Origin of the sequence: Streptomyces sp. NBC_00029, from assembly GCF_045160505.1 — a bacterium.
GTDB lineage: Bacteria > Actinomycetota > Actinomycetes > Streptomycetales > Streptomycetaceae > Streptomyces.
Genome location: NZ_CP108292.1, coordinates 4,431,208 through 4,445,483, shown reverse-complemented (window position 1 = coordinate 4,445,483; position 14,276 = coordinate 4,431,208). Strand labels below are relative to the sequence as shown.

The following is a 14,276-nucleotide window of genomic DNA, read 5'->3' as shown; positions in this document are numbered from 1 at the left end:
ACATCACCCAATCAAGTTCAATACCCCTCTCTGACTTGCGCCGGATTCACTGCGATCGCCAGCGGCGCGGATGGCCTTTCGGTGGGATCCGGAACTGGAACACGGCCTTCGGGGCAGACGTGCACGCTTGACCTCAACTCCGACAGCAGCTGACAACTCGCGGTCACATCCAGTAGAGTCTGACTCTCTAAAGGTGCCCTCACTCCTGCTGCGACGCGAGCTCGACAGTCCCATCGCCGCAGGTCGGACGGCGCCTTTCATTGTCTACCTGTCGGGGAAGTCGCGGATGAATTTCGAAGAAGTGGTCGCGGCCTACGGTCAGGACGCCAAACAGCGGCTGTCCGGGCCTGGGGAGCGCGAGGCCCTTCTCGTCACTCCCATCTCAAATTTCGTCGAGCAGGCGGGCGCCTTGCTCGGTCTCACCGCAATAGCGCACAACGAGGTCGCCGAACTCGATGGAGCCGTGCGCCCGGACTTCGGAGTGAGGGTCGATGGGGTCCTAGTCGGCCATGTCGAGCTGAAGGCTCCCGGCGTCAGCCTCGATCCCTCGTCGTACGGATCCTCAACCCACAATTACAAGCAGTGGCAGCGCCTCCGTGAACTTCCCAACCTACTCCACACGAATGGTACGGAGTTTCGGCTTTGGCGCTTCGGAGAACTCGTTGACACCCCTGTTTACGTCCACCGAGTCGACCTGGCCCGCGAAACCGGACGCCTGACCGCACCGGGCAGACTTGAACTGATCGTCAACGCCTTTCTGCAGTGGTCCCCCACGCCTATCTCGTCGGTGCCCAAACTGGTCACTGTACTGGCTCCGTTGGCTCGCCTTCTTCGCGAGGAGGTCCACGAGGGGCTGCGTGCGGAACGACGAGCCATCAAGGCGGGCGCCGATGCCAATAGAATGCCTTTTACGGGCATCTCAAAGGACTGGCGGAGGCTGCTGTTCCCGCAAGCGACCGATTCCGAATTCTCGGACGGGTTCGCCCAGACGGTCGTCTTCGCACTCCTCCTCGCGCTCAGCGAAGGGATCGACCTCGACAACGAGCCGATCCGTGAGATCGCGCACCAGCTCGAAGGTCACCACTCGCTCATGGGCAGGGCGCTCAATCTGCTCACTGAGCACGTCGAGGAGACTCCGACCTGGACAGCCATAGAGATCATCGTTCGCGTCCTCGCCGCCGCGGACTGGGACCGGCTTGGCCAGAGCGGTGACCAGCTTTATCTGCATCTGTACGAGGACTTCCTTGCCGCGTACGACCCGGACAAGCGCCGGAGCTCCGGCTCCTACTACACGCCGGTCCCTGTGGTGGACGCAATGGTCCGGCTCACGGATCTGGCTCTCAAGAAGCACATGGGGAAGCCTGAGGGATTCCGCAACCCTCACGTCAGCATCGTCGACCCTGCGATGGGCACGGGAACCTACCCGCTGTCGATCCTGCGGCATGTGGCAAGCGAAGCCGCCAAACAGTACGGCGAGGGAGCCGCACCCGAGGCCGTCAGTAATGCTGTCTCGCGCATGTACGGCATTGAACTTCAGTCCGGTCCGTTCTCCGTTGCCGAGCTCCGCATCAGTTCAACGATCAGCGACCTAGGAGCCGACCTGCCCACGGACGGGCTCAATCTCTTCGTTGCCGACACCCTCGAAGATCCCTACAGCGCAAGCAACAGCGAACTTTCCTTCACGGCTCAGCTCATCGCCGAGCAACGCCAGCAAGCCAACCGGATGAAGCGCGAGCGCAACATCCAGGTGTGCATCGGCAACCCGCCGTACAAGGACCACGCAGGAGGCGTCGGCGGTTGGATCGAAAATGGCGCAGACCCGGCGACCGGGAGGCCGCCGCTTGACGCCTTCAAACTGGCAGGCAACGGCAAACACGAACGCCATCTGAGCAACCTCTATGCTTACTTCTGGCGGTGGGCTACCTGGAAGGTATTCGAATCTACAAGGCAGCCGGACGTACGCGATGGCGGCAACGGCGTGATCTGCTTCATCACGGCCACTGGCTACCTCGCGGGTCCCGGCTTCAAGGGAATGCGGGAGTACCTCCGCCGAAGCTGCTCCCACGGCTGGATCATCAACGTCACACCTGAGGGGAAGCAGCCCCCGTCCTCGAACGCTGTTTTCAACATCGAGACACCCGTCGCCATCGCGCTCTTCCTGCGAAAGGAAGGGACGGACCCGGAACAGCCGGCGGACATCAAGTACATCGATGTGCACGGCACCAGGAAGCAGAAGTTCGACGAGCTTTCGGCACTTACGTTCGATGACGAACGTTGGCGCAGCATCCGGACCGAGTGGACGGCTCCGTTTACCCCCGCAGCAGGAACTGAATGGGACGAGTACCCGGCAGTGGACGACCTGCTGCCTTGGCGAGCCAACGGCGTCATGGCCGGCCGCTCTTGGGTGTACGCCCCTGCTCCCGACGTTCTTGACTTTCGCCTCCGCAGTGTCATCAACGAAGACGACCCTGCGGCAAAGTCGGAGAAGTTCAAGGAGAAGCGCGATGCCTCTTTGACCAAGACCAAGAAGGCCCTACCTGGATCCGACACGGAGCAAGCAACCAACATTCCGTTCGGCCGGATCCCGATGCTTACCGAAGCGCGTACAGTGCGCTGCGGGTTCCGGACGCTCGACCGGCAGTGGCTCATCGCCGACTCCAGGCTCCTGAGTCAGCCCTCGCCCACCCTCTGGGAAGGGCGCGTCGACGGCCAGGTCTTCGCCGTTGAACTCCACTCCGAGCATCCGAAGACCGGGCCCGGGCTCGTATTCACCAACCTCATCCCCGACGTACATCACTTCCGCGGCAGTGGCGGAGGGCGTGCTCTACCGAAACTGCATCCTGACGGCACACCGAACGTCGCTCCAGGACTTCTCGAAGCACTCTCACGTCGTAGGGGCGCACCTGTCGCCGGCGACGAGGTCTTCGCCTACATTGCGGGCATCGCAGGGCACTCCGGCTTTGTCGCTCAGTTCGATGACGAGCTCCGCACGCCTGGGGTGCGGGTTCCTGTGACGAAGGATCCACATCTGTGGGAACGAGGCTGCCGCCTGGGCGCGCACTTCCAGTGGCTGCACACCTACGGGGAGGCCGGTGAACACCCGGACGGGCACACTGACATCCGAGATGCGGCGATCGGCGTCACTCACCCCAGCTACGCCGTCTCCGTAGGGAGCGCCATGCCCACCAGTTGGCGCTACGACGCCACGCGCCACGCACTCCACGTGGGGGCCGGGCGGTGGGACCACCTCACCAAGCAGGCAGCTGAGTACACCGTGGGAGGCAGGAAGGTCCTGGACTCCTGGCTGAACTATCGCCTGGCGGAGCCAAAGGGGCGTATTACGTCGCCCCTTGACGAGATGAACGCCACTCAGTGGGACTCGCAGTGGTCTACCGAACTCACCAACCTGCTCAGCATCCTCACCCAACTGGTCGATCTTGAAGACCAGATGAGCGACCTACTCACGGACGTCATCGCCAGCGAGATCTTCACCCGCGAGGAGCTGGCTGCGGTCGGCGTACGGTGGCCCGCCTCCGACGCGGACCGACGTCCGCACATGGCCGTCACCGGGGGAATGTTCGACGACCTGAACACCTCGTGACCACGAGCTGCCCCCTCCGGAATCCGTGGGCGTCGTCCGCCACCCACCCGCGTTAGACCGTGGTGGGTTCGGATGGAGGGAGTTCAGAGGTGGGCCAACGTGGGAATGGAAAGGGCTTACTCCTTCCCCCGGTACCGCCGGCGGCGGCTGAACCGTTCACCCGTCGCCGAGACAGGCGTGCTGGCCCGTGCGCCGGGCGGTTTCGTGGATTGTGATGGAGGTTCGGCCCACGCCCGCCAGCGCATCGTCCTGCCGAAAACTGGTCGTATGTGCAGGTCAGCGAACCAGCGCACCTTCGGTGCGCGTCGGCGGAGTGGGTGCGTTCCCTGGCGCGTGCCGGAGGTGATTCTGTCTGCCCTGACGAGGGCTGACGCCGGTCCGGGAGCCTGGAGGGGTTCGTTCCGGCCGAAACTGAAGCCTTTGTGGTGCCAGTGAGCTCGTAATGTCCAGGTCAGTGCTAACCGACAACGTCGCTTACAGGAACTCGGCGGCAACTATTTCACCCAACGCGACCCCGAACGGGCCACCCGCCGGGCCATCAAGCAGCTCAATCAGCTCGGCTACACCGTCACCCTCAACCCGAGCGAGTCTGCGGCCTGACCGGCCGAACCGGACACGCGGCATCCCTCCACGGCCACCGGTCAGCCAGCCCGCACCCACCCTGACCAGGTTCTATTTACGCATCAGAGCGTACGTAATGCGGGAGCATTGCGGGAGCGGATGCCCTTGGATCGGCCCCCTCGCGGACTCCCTGAGGCTGCCCCAGCTGGATGGGACATAGCCATTGACCTGCGTAGGAGTCGGCGAGCGAGACCAAGATCCTCTGAGCTGGACGAGCCCCTTTCGACTTTTAATCCGTTGGTTGTCGGTTCGAGTCCGACATGGCCTACCGCTCCCAGGCGGGGGAACTCCCTCCGACCTGGCCCTGAGCGCCCCTTCTGGTTTCGGCCGGATGGGGCGCTCAGTCGTCTCCGGGCCCGTGTGTGAGCGATGCGTGAGCGGACGCTGCGGGACGGAGCGCCATTCAGGGCTACTGCGCGGGCTTGACGGGGACGGGAGATGCTTCCAGTGCCTCCTCTATGACCGCTACGGTGTACGTGAGTTGGCGGTAGACCTGTCCGAGCGACCCAGGCGCTTCAGTCCGTGCTGCAGCGGATCGCGCGTGTGCTTCTCGCAGACGACGAAGTCCGCGTACCCGGCCGCGCAGGACGGGTGACCATGTCCGTCAGGTCATTCCGTCGCCATGTGGTGCCCTTGTCGAGGTGCCGGCTGTGCAGCATCTCCCGTCCCCGTCCCCGGCGCTGACACACCGGGGAGGGGCGTCATCCGTGTGCCTCGCTTCGCGGTCGACATGATGCGGGCCGTCGCGGTGCGTGTCAGCGTGGTCGGAGAGGAATCCGTACCCCACGCATCGACAGGAGTCGCCGTCATGGACGGTAGGCAGGACAAGCGCCAGGAACCGGGCAAGGGACGCGAGGCGCAGGAACACCATCGCCCCGGAGACCCTGCGCACCCCCAGCCCGGCAAGTCGTCCCGCCAGAAGGGACACAAGCCCGGCCAGAAGGAGACCTCGCGCCGCCGCGAGGACGACCTGCTGCGCGAAGAGGACCTGCACGACGAGGGGCTCTGACCGGCGCACCACTCGGCCACTCGGGACTCGGGGTCAGCCCGCCGCCTCGGCGGCGCCGTCCTCAGGTTCGGCTGTGGTGGCGATGAGGATCTGAGTGGCCTGCGTGATGTTGTCGGCGCGGACGGCGCGGGCCATCGCTTCGCGGGCGGCGTCGGCGGTGGTGTCCGGGGGGACCACCAGCAGGGCGAAGTGGTCGTTGTGGCCGCGAGTGACGAGGACGGTGTCGTCGCCGACGGGGTCGGCGTCGAGGTGCACGACCTGGCCGTCGATGACCAGACGGGTCGGGACGTCCCCCCAGGCGGAGGCGTCCAGGCCAACCCGCGTGATGGGCCCGAGGTGCGCGGTCAGTGCCGTGATCAGTGCGGGCAGCTCGATCGTGACGTTCCTGGAGCGAGGCCACCAGGCGCCGTCCAGGAGCCCTTGGCGGGACTGCGTGGTTTCCAGCCGGAGCAGGGCGGCGCCCGGCTTGACCGCTTGGTGGATCGCGTCCGGGAGGAGCTTCAAAGGGTCGGGGTTGTCGGATGCGGCCATGGTGATTCCGCCTGTCTCGCGGTGCGGCGGCCCCCGTTCGACGGCTGGCAGGGGCGTCGAAAAGGCTGTTGAGCTGGGGAAGGTCTCCGTCGTTTCACGGTACTCCGCCCACCCTCACAGTGCGGCGAGGGGAACCGACTGCGCCGCTCTCGCCGACTGCACCGGAAAATACCTGGTCAGAAGCGGCTTCCTGGATCGCGAACCGGAGTACGGTGAAGGGACCGGGAGTATTTCGCACACCCGCTCCCACGCGGACGTCGTTTCCGGCGATCACTGCACCGGACCGTTCACGAACGGTCCGGGGACGGGTCCGCGACATGACCACGACCCTCGACCGCGCTGCGCAGCCGGCTGTTGTCCTGCGCCCGGCCCGCCTGTCCCTTACGCCGAAGACCACCCTCGCAGGTCAGCTGGATGGTGCCTGGTGGCCGTACTCACGTGACCTTGAAGCCGAGCTCCCCGCTCTCGCCGCCGCTCTGGACGAGACCTGGGGGCGCATCACCCGCGTCAGCGTGAACCCCAGCCGCTGGCCGGTCGTCCCGCGCACGGTTGCCGTGGCCGGGCACGTGCTGCACGTGGGCTGGTTCACCGAACAGGACCCCGACAAGCTGATCCTGCTCTCCTACACCGTCGGGCGCTGGGACCTCTTGGTGATCCCTCCCGAGTCCGAGCCCGCGGCCGCGGCCCGGCTGATGGCCGCCGCCGCGATCCCGGGCAGTGTCCTGGCCGCCGACGTCCTGATGGCCAACGAAATCGTCATCGGGCGCGGTATCCGCGACGCCCGCCGCCGGGAAGACATTTGGGAGGGCGAGGGCGGGGCCTGCATGTCCCCCTTCGGGGAGCCGATGGGCCGAAGCGCCCTGCCGCTGTCCGGAAACGGCTGGAGGTGAGCTCCGTGGAGACCGTCGTCCTCATCGCGGTGATCATCCTCATGATCGGCATCGGAATGCGCTGGATCCACCTGCTGAACGCCCAGCACGACGCGCGGATCGAGGCCTACCGCTTCAGCGACCCCCTGCCGAGGCCTCCGGGCCTGCCGGACGACACCGGTCGTCGAGCCCACCACACGGGTGCCGACCGGTGAGGAACAGACCTTCCTCCGACCGGGGGCAGCGGTCGGGGCGCCTCGGCGCCCCGCTCCGCCGGCCTCCTCACCCCACTCCGAAAGGGAACACGCCTACGTGAAGTACATCGAGACCCAGACACTGCCCTCGCTCGGGCACGCCGAGGTCCGGATCATCGCGCACACTCCGGAAGCCGCCCGAGCGGTCGCGGAGGCGCTCCGCCGCTGTTTCGCCGGCGCGGAACAGCGCAGCTACCCCGCCCTCGACGGCAACACCCGCCTCCACCTCACCGTGGACACGGCGACACCCTCCGGCCCCGCCCCCTCATGGCTGGCCGCCAGCAGGACCCCCGCCGGCGCCGGCGCACACTCCGACGAGATCTGACAAGCCCCCGCCCCCGACCGGCCCCGGAGCCCACCCCACCCCACACACGAAAGGACGCGGTCATGGCCACACTGCGCGAACGCAAGACCTACCGCGACCAGGTGCTCCGGGTCCTGTACGAAGCCGTCGAGGGCAACCGCCTCCTCGGCATCACCGGAGCACAGCTGCGGCGCGACCTCCACGTACCGGAACAGGACCTGGCCGCCGCCTGCACCTACCTGGCGGGCGAAGGACTGATCACCGTCGACTGGGAACCCGGCAACACCCCGGCGATGGTCACCCTCACCCACGAGGGAATCCGGCACATGGAGGCCGAGGAGGAGGCCGAGGAGGAGGAGACGGCCACGGGCCCGGCCTGATCCGGGCAGCACACCTAGATGCGGGCGAACTTCTCGGTCTGCTGGGCGAACTCCTGGGCCATGGCCGCGCTGACCGTGGGCCTGGTCTCGGCGATCGTGCGCAGGTAGTCCTCGGTGGTGGGGCGGGCCCGGGTCCCGGTGTCGAAGGTGTGCTCGAACTGGACTTGGGAGACGGTCCGCGCCACATGGGCGATGTCGGCGGGGGTGAACCCCTCGCTGGCGTCCGCCAGCGCCGGGCTGTCGGCCTCCGCGCCCGCCCGGGCCAGGTAGCTCTCCCACAGAGCAGTCCTCGCGCGGTGGTCCGGGGGGCCGATCGGCAGGACGTAGTCGAATCGACCGTGCCGCAAGAACGCGGAGTCGAGGGTGGTCACGTCGTTCGTGGCGCAGACGAGCAGCCGCCCGTCCTGGCCCCGGAACCGGACGATCGCCTTGAGCAGTTCGTTGACGACGCCGACCGCGGTCGCGTCCGCGCCGCTCCGGGTCCCGGCGATCTCCTCGACCTCGTCAATGAAGACCAGGACGTGGTCGAGCCCGGCGATCTCGTCGAAGCGCCGGTTCAGCCCGCTCGCCAGTCCGTACTCGGCGGCCAGCCGGGCGGGGAACAGTTCGAGGAAGGGCCATTGCAGGCGGCTGGCGATGGCGTGCGCGAACGTGCTCTTGCCGGTTCCGGGCGGCCCGAACAGCATCACCGCCCGCGGCAGCTCCACCCCGTGCTGGGCGGCCATTTCGGGATGGGCCAGTGGCAGGACCAGACGCCGCTCGATGAGCTCCTTCTCCCGCTGCATGCCCGCGACCTTCTGCCACAGCCCCCCGGGCGGCAGCTCCGCTCCCAGCGACGCGAGCATGCTGACCGCCTGAGGGGTCACCCGCCCGCGCTTCTCGAAGAAGACCAGGCCCGGACGGGCGCCGAAGCCGCAGTTGTACAGGGCGGCGGCACCGGTCTCGCCGTCGGGCAAGGCCGCGTGCACCGTTCGGACTCCACCGGCGAACAGCCGGTGTTCCAAGGCCGTGATCAGGTCACTGCCCAGCCCCTGGTGCCGCCAGGCGGGCGCCATGCTGATGCGCAAGATCCACGCCCGCTCACCCTCCACCCTGCTCACCGCGGCACCGACCACCACGTCGTCCGCCGTGGCCACCACCGCCGGGTGGAGGGCCTGGAGGGCCGCCACGGCGTCCGAGAGCGGAAAGAGCGGTGGCTCTTCGGTCGTGCCGCTCTCGGCGTCGACTCGGAGCACCGATTCGAGATCGTCCTGGGTGTAGTCCCTGACACGCCACGCCGTCATGGTCAGCTCCGCGTGTTCGGCCGTACTCCCATCATCAGCCGATGCGAGCCGGGCCGCGCGCGGCAGCGACCGCGTGCGCCCCGGCAGTGCCGTTGAGGGCGGAGCATCGAAGCCGTGTGGCGTGCCCGGTCGCCGGGGAGCATCCTGGAAGCCACGCCGCCCGTGCAGCCGGACGCCGCCCGCCGCCTGGTTGGAGGCAACAGGATGACCGTCGGAGGCCGCGCGGACCCGGACCGCTCGGAGAGCTTCGGGGAGGAACTGCTCGGGGTGCTCCTGGACGGGGCGCACGAGCTGCCACCCCATCTGGTCGGCCCGCTGGTTGCGGAGACGACGGCCCGCATGGGGGGACGTGACCCGCAGATCCTGCTTCAGGACTACGGACAGCAACAGTTGGTCCCCCTGCCCGCCGACGGCGGGGCTGCCGGTGATCCGCAGCCCATCGACCGGTCCGAAGCCGGCCGGTGCTTCCTGGAGTCGCGCCCCGTCGAAGTCCTGACGCCCGACGGCATACGGGTCCACCTGCCCCTGCTGGACGGCGGCGACCAGGTGGGGGTGCTCGCGGTCACCCTGGACGGGGTCGACGACGACACCCGCCGCCTCCTGCGCAGGATCGCGGGCCTGGCGGCCGACCTGCTGCAGACCAAGAACGGCTTCACCGACCTCTTCTTCCGGACCCGCCGCGGTGAACCGATGAGCGTGGCTGCGGAGATCCAGTGGTCCCTGTTGCCACCGTTGTCGATGGTGATGCCGCACGTCGCCGTCGCCGGAGTTCTGGAGCCCGCCTACGCCGTGGCGGGGGACAGCTTCGACTACGCCCTGAACGGCGACGTCCTCCACCTCGCCATGGTCGACGCCATGGGGCACGGCCTCGACGCGGCCACGATGGCCACGGTGGCCATCGGCGCGTACCGCCACGCCCGCCGGATCAGCATCGAACTCTCCGAGATCTACCTCTTCATGGACCGGGCCGTCGCGGAGCAGTTCGACCCGGACCACTTCGTGACCGCCCAGATGATGCGCCTGGACACGGACACTGGGCGCCTCCAGTGGGTCAACGCGGGGCATCCCGCACCCATGCTGATCCGCGCGCACCGCGTCGTAGGCCGTCTGGACAGCCCCACGACCCTCCCTGTCGGCTTCGGAGGGGCCCAGCCGCAGGTCAGCGCAGTGGCGCTGGAGCCTGGCGACCGCGTCCTCTGCTTCACCGACGGCCTGATCGAAGAACACGAAACCGGGCAGGAGCAGTTCGGCGAGAAGCAGCTGATCGACTGGGTGAACCAGCTTGAGCAGGCCGATCACGGGATCCGCAGGGTGGCCCGGGACCTGTCCCGCACCCTCAAGAGGGCACGCGGCGAGACCACTTCGGACGATGCGTCGCTCGTCCTGTTCGAGTGGCGCGGATGACGGAAGGCCGCGCCGCAATGTGCTGGTAGGGACGGTGAACAGCGGTCAACGAGAGACAGGAAGAGCCCACCGGAACGAAGCCCGTCGCCGTCGCCGGTCGTTCCTGCAGTTCAGAGGCCCTGTGCAGCGCTCCACCGCTGGGCACAAGGGGCCCGAAAGCCCTGGTCGGCGCCGCCGAATGCGTGAGCGATGCGCAAGCGGCGGTGAGGCCGCCGCGGGCACGGGGACGGACGGGGCGTCAGGCCCGGTCAGGCGGCCCGTAATGCAGGTGAGGCCGCCGGGCCGAGCCGGTAGCGTCGCCGGACATGACCCCTGTGACGACCCCTGTTCTGCGCACCGAACGCCTGCTCCTGGAGCCGTACGTCACCGAGGACGAGGAAGGCTTCGTCGCTCTCTTCCAGGACACGCTGGTCTCGCGCTGGATGGGGGACGGGCCCACCACCGAGCCCGAGGACCGGGCGCTCTTCGGGCGGATCTTCTCGAAGGTCTACGCCGGGGGCCTCTTCGACGTCTGGGCGGTGCGCAGGGACGGCCTGCTGGTCGGGCACGCCGAGATCAAGCGGACCGAAGAGACCGGCGGGCACGAGATCATCTACGCCCTGGCGCCCGGGGCCTGGGGGTCGGGCCTCGGGACCGAGATCGCCGAGGCGATCGTCGCGTACGGCTTCGGGACCCTCGGGCTGGCCGAGGTGCACGCCACCGTGGCCGACCCCAACACGGCCTCCCTGGCGCTGCTGGAGCGCATCGGCTTCACCCATGTCCGGGACGTGAGGGAGGACGACGGGAGCACCACCCGCGTCCTGACCCGCCGCCGGGATCCCGTCGCCTGACGGCGCTACGCGAAGCGCCCCACCCGATCGCTCGGGTGGGGCGCTTCGTCGTACGGGGACGGGTCAGGCGGCGGTGCGGCGACGGCGGCCGACCCAGGCGGCAGCCGCGCCGAGCGCGACCAGGGCGGCGGCGAGGCCCGCGTACAGGCCGGTGGCCGAGTCGGAGCCGGTCCGGGCGAGGGCGCCGGTGGACGAACCGGTGGTCGTCACGGCGGTGTTGCCCGTGGAGGCGGCGACGGCCTGCTGCACGACGGGGGTGGCGGTGGAGGGCGTGGTGGAGGGGGCCGGGGCGGGCTTCTCGGAGGGCTTGTCCGACGGCTTGTCCGACGGGCCGGGGTCGGTGGAGGGGGTGAGCGGGAACTCGATCGAGCTGCTCTTGAAGGGGTAGGTGTTGCCCTCGGCGTGGCCGGTCTCGGCCACCATCGTGATCATGGTCTTCTTCGTCAGCCGGGTGTCCAGGCCCAGGCAGACCCGCAGCGGCAGGGAGCGGACGCCGGCGGAGGCACCGAAGCCCTTGGGGATGAGCGGCAGCTCGTAGCGGCCGTACTCGCCCGACAGGTCCTGCCAGCGGCCTTCGATCAGGGCCTGGAGGCGGAAGTCCGCCTTCTGCTCGCCCGGGTGCGTCAGGCTCAGGGTGGTCGCGAGAGCGGTGTCGAACGTGCCCTCGCCGGTGGCCTGGTGGTTCAGGTTCAGGTACGCGAGCTGCTCCGGGTCGTCCTTGCCGGAGCCGACCTGCTGGAACCAGGTCTTCAGCTCGCCCGCCTTGATCTGCGGGTCGACCGTGAACAGGTGGGAGTCCGCGCCGCCGGGCGCCACCGAGTTGTTGTAGCTGGTGGCGGTGAAGGTGAAGTTCCCGTCGTTGGTCGGGTAGTTCGCGCCGAGACCGATGGTGACCTTCCAGGTCATCTTGCCGTTCGCCGGGATGTCGAAGCCCGCGCCGCTCTCCTTGCCGCCGGCCGTCGCCGGGTAGAACAGGCCCTGCCAGCCGCCGTCCTGCTGGCCGACCGAGGACTTGGTCGCCGGGGCGTCCACCGCGTCGACCTTGAAGACGACGTCGTCGTGCTTCAGGCGGCTCGGGCCGGTCTGGTCGACGAGCATCCACGGCTTGTACGTGACGGCCTTGCCGGTCGGGTTCTTCACCGTGAGGTCGAAGGTCTCGGTGGCGCCGCCGCGGCTCAGCGGGCCGCTGGGGACGGGAGCGCCCATCTCCGTACGGAGCACCGCGTGATCGTCGGCGACGGGTGCGGCGGACACGGCGGTGGCCGAGAGCGGCAGCAGAGTGGTGACAACGCCGGCGACGACTGCGATGGCGGCTGCGGTGCGAACGGACATGGTGGACTCCCCCCAGGAATCACAGGAGCATCGGCAGAGCGCCGAGGCGGAAGAGGTGTGGTGGTCGTCGCCGGCCGGTTCGTGTTCCCCCTGGCCCTTGCGACAGGTGAATCATCGCCCGCGGCGGATCCCGGAACGATCCCTGCAGTGTCACCGGCGCGCAACAGAGATGATCTTCGTTTCGGAGGGCGGCGGACCCGTGCCGACTGCCGGGCGATCCGGGCCTGTTCGGATCCGGTTTCACTGCTCTGACCTGCGGTTATGTGGATCCGGGGGCGGGTGGGCGGTTAATTGGCGGAGGGCTCCCCCCGGATGGCGTAGAGTTGTGTTTACCGACGCGGGGTGGAGCAGCTCGGTAGCTCGCTGGGCTCATAACCCAGAGGTCGTAGGTTCAAATCCTGCCCCCGCTACTCAGTACGAAGGCCCGGTTCCTTTACAGGAACCGGGCCTTCGTCGTGTTCCGGCCCGTCCGGCCGCCCTTCTCACGATCCGTCACCCGTCCGGCTGCCGCCGGCTCGCCGTGGGGACCCTCCTGCCGCCAGCCTTGAGGGGCGGGGCGGCGGCGGGCCCGCACCCGTGCGACGGACCGGGCGGCAGGAGAACAGCGTGGTGGGGCTGGGCCGGCAGGGCAGCGGCGACGGGCGCGCGGACGGCGGTGGCGCCGGCCGCAGCACTGGCCGTGGCGGCGGCCGTGGCCGTGGCGCCGGCCGTGGCGGCGGCACCGGGAGCGCTGTGGCCCGTCAGGTGGTCCGGGTGCTGCCGGGTGCGCTGATCGTCCTCGGGGTGGTCTTCGCCGTACTGACCCCGCCCAGCTTCACCGGATCCCCGCTCTTCACCGCGGCCCCGCTGATCGCCGCCCCGCTGTTCACCCTCTGGGCCACGGCCGTGACCGGTGCGATCGCCGTGCTCGCGGTGTTCCTGCTGCAGCTCTTCAGCGGCATCGGCTGGAGGGGCGAGGCCGTGACCGAGCTCGTGACCGTGGTGACCGTCTCCGGGCTGGCCCTCCTGATCAACCGCGTGGTGCGGCGCAGCGGTGCGCAGCTCGCATCCGCCCGCGGGATCGCCGAGGCGGCGCAGCGGGCGGTCCTGCCGAAGCCGGCCGAGCGCATCGGGGGGCTGCACGTCTGTGCCTGGTACGAGGCCGCGCAGGCGGACGCCTTCATCGGAGGGGACCTGTACGCCGTCCAGGAAACCCCGTACGGGGTGCGGCTCGCGGTGGGTGACGTACGCGGCAAGGGGCTCGGGGCGGTGGAGGCCGTCGCGGTGGTCCTCGGGGCGTTCCGGGAGGCTGCGGACACCGAGGCCACGCTGGAGGCGCTGGCGCAGCGGCTGGAGCGGGCACTGGCCCGCGAGGGCACCCGGCGCGACAGCCTGGACGCGGTGGAGGGGTTCACGACGTGCGTGCTCGGGGAGATCCCGCCGGGCGCGGACGTGCTGCGGCTGCTCAACCGGGGTCATCCCGAGCCGCTGCTGCTGCACGGGAACGGCGATCTGGCGGTGCTGGCCCCTGCTGAGCCCGCCCTGCCGCTCGGCATGGGCGAGGTGGGCAGCTGGCCGGACCTGGTGCAGGAGTGGGCCTTCCCGGCCGGGACCACCCTGCTCCTCTACACGGACGGGCTGACCGAGGCCCGGGACGGGGCGGGGGACTTCTACGATCCGGCGGCCCGGCTGCGCGGGCGGATCTTCTCCGGGCCGCAGGCGTTGCTGAGCGCGCTGAGCAGTGATGTGCGCCGGCATACGGGGGGCGGGGCGACGGACGACATGGCGCTGCTCGCGGTGGGCCGGCCGGGGGAACGGCAGCCGGAGCGGAGGCGGACCGTGCCGGTGGTGCCCCGCGACGACATGATGTGACGTTACG

General features: G+C 68.9%; 12 protein-coding genes and 1 tRNA gene. 10 read left to right on the top strand and 3 right to left on the bottom strand.

The window, feature by feature from the left end:
• Nucleotides 1-286: 286 nt before the first annotated feature.
• Together OG753_RS20790 and OG753_RS20785 are read left to right on the top strand one after the other, a co-directional pair.
• The gene (locus tag OG753_RS20790) at nucleotides 287-3,601 is read left to right on the top strand and encodes a type ISP restriction/modification enzyme (protein ID WP_405789571.1); all 3,315 of its coding nucleotides are present in this window, start codon (nucleotides 287-289) and stop codon (nucleotides 3,599-3,601) included.
• A 1,429-nt stretch (nucleotides 3,602-5,030) separates the two neighbouring features.
• Nucleotides 5,031-5,231, top strand: coding sequence for a hypothetical protein (locus tag OG753_RS20785; RefSeq protein ID WP_327263242.1), 201 nt, complete (start codon nucleotides 5,031-5,033; stop codon nucleotides 5,229-5,231).
• A 33-nt stretch (nucleotides 5,232-5,264) separates the two neighbouring features.
• On the opposite strand, the gene OG753_RS20780 is transcribed toward OG753_RS20785, so the two are convergent.
• Complete coding sequence (locus OG753_RS20780) at nucleotides 5,265-5,762, bottom strand: DUF5994 family protein (RefSeq protein ID WP_327263241.1); 498 nt, start codon at nucleotides 5,760-5,762, stop codon at nucleotides 5,265-5,267.
• A 317-nt stretch (nucleotides 5,763-6,079) separates the two neighbouring features.
• Between OG753_RS20780 and OG753_RS20775 the strand changes: the two genes are divergently transcribed.
• The 4 genes from OG753_RS20775 (at nucleotide 6,080) to OG753_RS20760 (ending at nucleotide 7,569) form a co-directional block, all read left to right on the top strand.
• Nucleotides 6,080-6,652: a DUF5994 family protein gene (locus tag OG753_RS20775; RefSeq protein ID WP_327263240.1), complete on the top strand. Its 573-nt coding sequence runs from the start codon at nucleotides 6,080-6,082 to the stop codon at nucleotides 6,650-6,652.
• Nucleotides 6,653-6,657: 5 nt separating this feature from the next.
• Complete coding sequence (locus tag OG753_RS20770) at nucleotides 6,658-6,846, top strand: hypothetical protein (protein WP_280919043.1); 189 nt, start codon at nucleotides 6,658-6,660, stop codon at nucleotides 6,844-6,846.
• 97 nt (nucleotides 6,847-6,943) lie between these two features.
• Entirely contained in the window at nucleotides 6,944-7,210 is a 267-nt protein-coding gene (locus OG753_RS20765) for a hypothetical protein (RefSeq protein ID WP_405789568.1), read from the top strand.
• A gap of 62 nt (nucleotides 7,211-7,272) precedes the next feature.
• Nucleotides 7,273-7,569, top strand: a complete 297-nt coding sequence (locus OG753_RS20760) for a hypothetical protein (protein ID WP_327263238.1) — start codon at nucleotides 7,273-7,275, stop codon at nucleotides 7,567-7,569.
• Nucleotides 7,570-7,583: 14 nt separating this feature from the next.
• On the opposite strand, the gene OG753_RS20755 is transcribed toward OG753_RS20760, so the two are convergent.
• Nucleotides 7,584-8,852 (bottom strand): bifunctional GNAT family N-acetyltransferase/ATP-binding protein, encoded by a 1,269-nt coding sequence (locus tag OG753_RS20755; protein WP_327263237.1) that lies wholly within the window; start codon nucleotides 8,850-8,852, stop codon nucleotides 7,584-7,586.
• A 204-nt stretch (nucleotides 8,853-9,056) separates the two neighbouring features.
• Between OG753_RS20755 and OG753_RS20750 the strand changes: the two genes are divergently transcribed.
• Both OG753_RS20750 and OG753_RS20745 read left to right on the top strand, forming a co-directional pair.
• Entirely contained in the window at nucleotides 9,057-10,256 is a 1,200-nt protein-coding gene (locus OG753_RS20750) for a PP2C family protein-serine/threonine phosphatase (protein ID WP_405789565.1), read from the top strand.
• A 305-nt stretch (nucleotides 10,257-10,561) separates the two neighbouring features.
• Nucleotides 10,562-11,086 (top strand): GNAT family N-acetyltransferase, encoded by a 525-nt coding sequence (locus tag OG753_RS20745; RefSeq protein ID WP_405789563.1) that lies wholly within the window; start codon nucleotides 10,562-10,564, stop codon nucleotides 11,084-11,086.
• Nucleotides 11,087-11,149: 63 nt separating this feature from the next.
• Here OG753_RS20745 and OG753_RS20740 read toward each other — a convergent pair whose 3' ends face one another.
• Complete coding sequence (locus tag OG753_RS20740; RefSeq protein WP_405789562.1) at nucleotides 11,150-12,418, bottom strand: hypothetical protein; 1,269 nt, start codon at nucleotides 12,416-12,418, stop codon at nucleotides 11,150-11,152.
• A 336-nt stretch (nucleotides 12,419-12,754) separates the two neighbouring features.
• On the opposite strand from OG753_RS20740, the gene OG753_RS20735 reads away from it, so the two are divergent.
• A tRNA-Met gene (locus OG753_RS20735) sits at nucleotides 12,755-12,828 on the top strand.
• A 322-nt stretch (nucleotides 12,829-13,150) separates the two neighbouring features.
• Complete coding sequence (locus tag OG753_RS20730) at nucleotides 13,151-14,269, top strand: PP2C family protein-serine/threonine phosphatase (RefSeq protein ID WP_405789560.1); 1,119 nt, start codon at nucleotides 13,151-13,153, stop codon at nucleotides 14,267-14,269.
• Nucleotides 14,270-14,276 lie beyond the last annotated feature (7 nt).

What these genes read in the sequence shown, in the direction of transcription:
- OG753_RS20790 (WP_405789571.1), top strand. Translation starts at nt 287, where the DNA reads ATGAATTTCGAAGAAGTGGTCGCGGCCTACGGTCAGGACGCCAAACAG.
- OG753_RS20785 (WP_327263242.1), top strand. Translation starts at nt 5,031, where the DNA reads ATGGACGGTAGGCAGGACAAGCGCCAGGAACCGGGCAAGGGACGCGAG.
- OG753_RS20780 (WP_327263241.1), bottom strand. Translation starts at nt 5,762, where the DNA reads ATGGCCGCATCCGACAACCCCGACCCTTTGAAGCTCCTCCCGGACGCG.
- OG753_RS20775 (WP_327263240.1), top strand. Translation starts at nt 6,080, where the DNA reads ATGACCACGACCCTCGACCGCGCTGCGCAGCCGGCTGTTGTCCTGCGC.
- OG753_RS20760 (WP_327263238.1), top strand. Translation starts at nt 7,273, where the DNA reads ATGGCCACACTGCGCGAACGCAAGACCTACCGCGACCAGGTGCTCCGG.
- OG753_RS20755 (WP_327263237.1), bottom strand. Translation starts at nt 8,852, where the DNA reads ATGACGGCGTGGCGTGTCAGGGACTACACCCAGGACGATCTCGAATCG.
- OG753_RS20750 (WP_405789565.1), top strand. Translation starts at nt 9,057, where the DNA reads ATGACCGTCGGAGGCCGCGCGGACCCGGACCGCTCGGAGAGCTTCGGG.
- OG753_RS20745 (WP_405789563.1), top strand. Translation starts at nt 10,562, where the DNA reads ATGACCCCTGTGACGACCCCTGTTCTGCGCACCGAACGCCTGCTCCTG.
- OG753_RS20740 (WP_405789562.1), bottom strand. Translation starts at nt 12,418, where the DNA reads ATGTCCGTTCGCACCGCAGCCGCCATCGCAGTCGTCGCCGGCGTTGTC.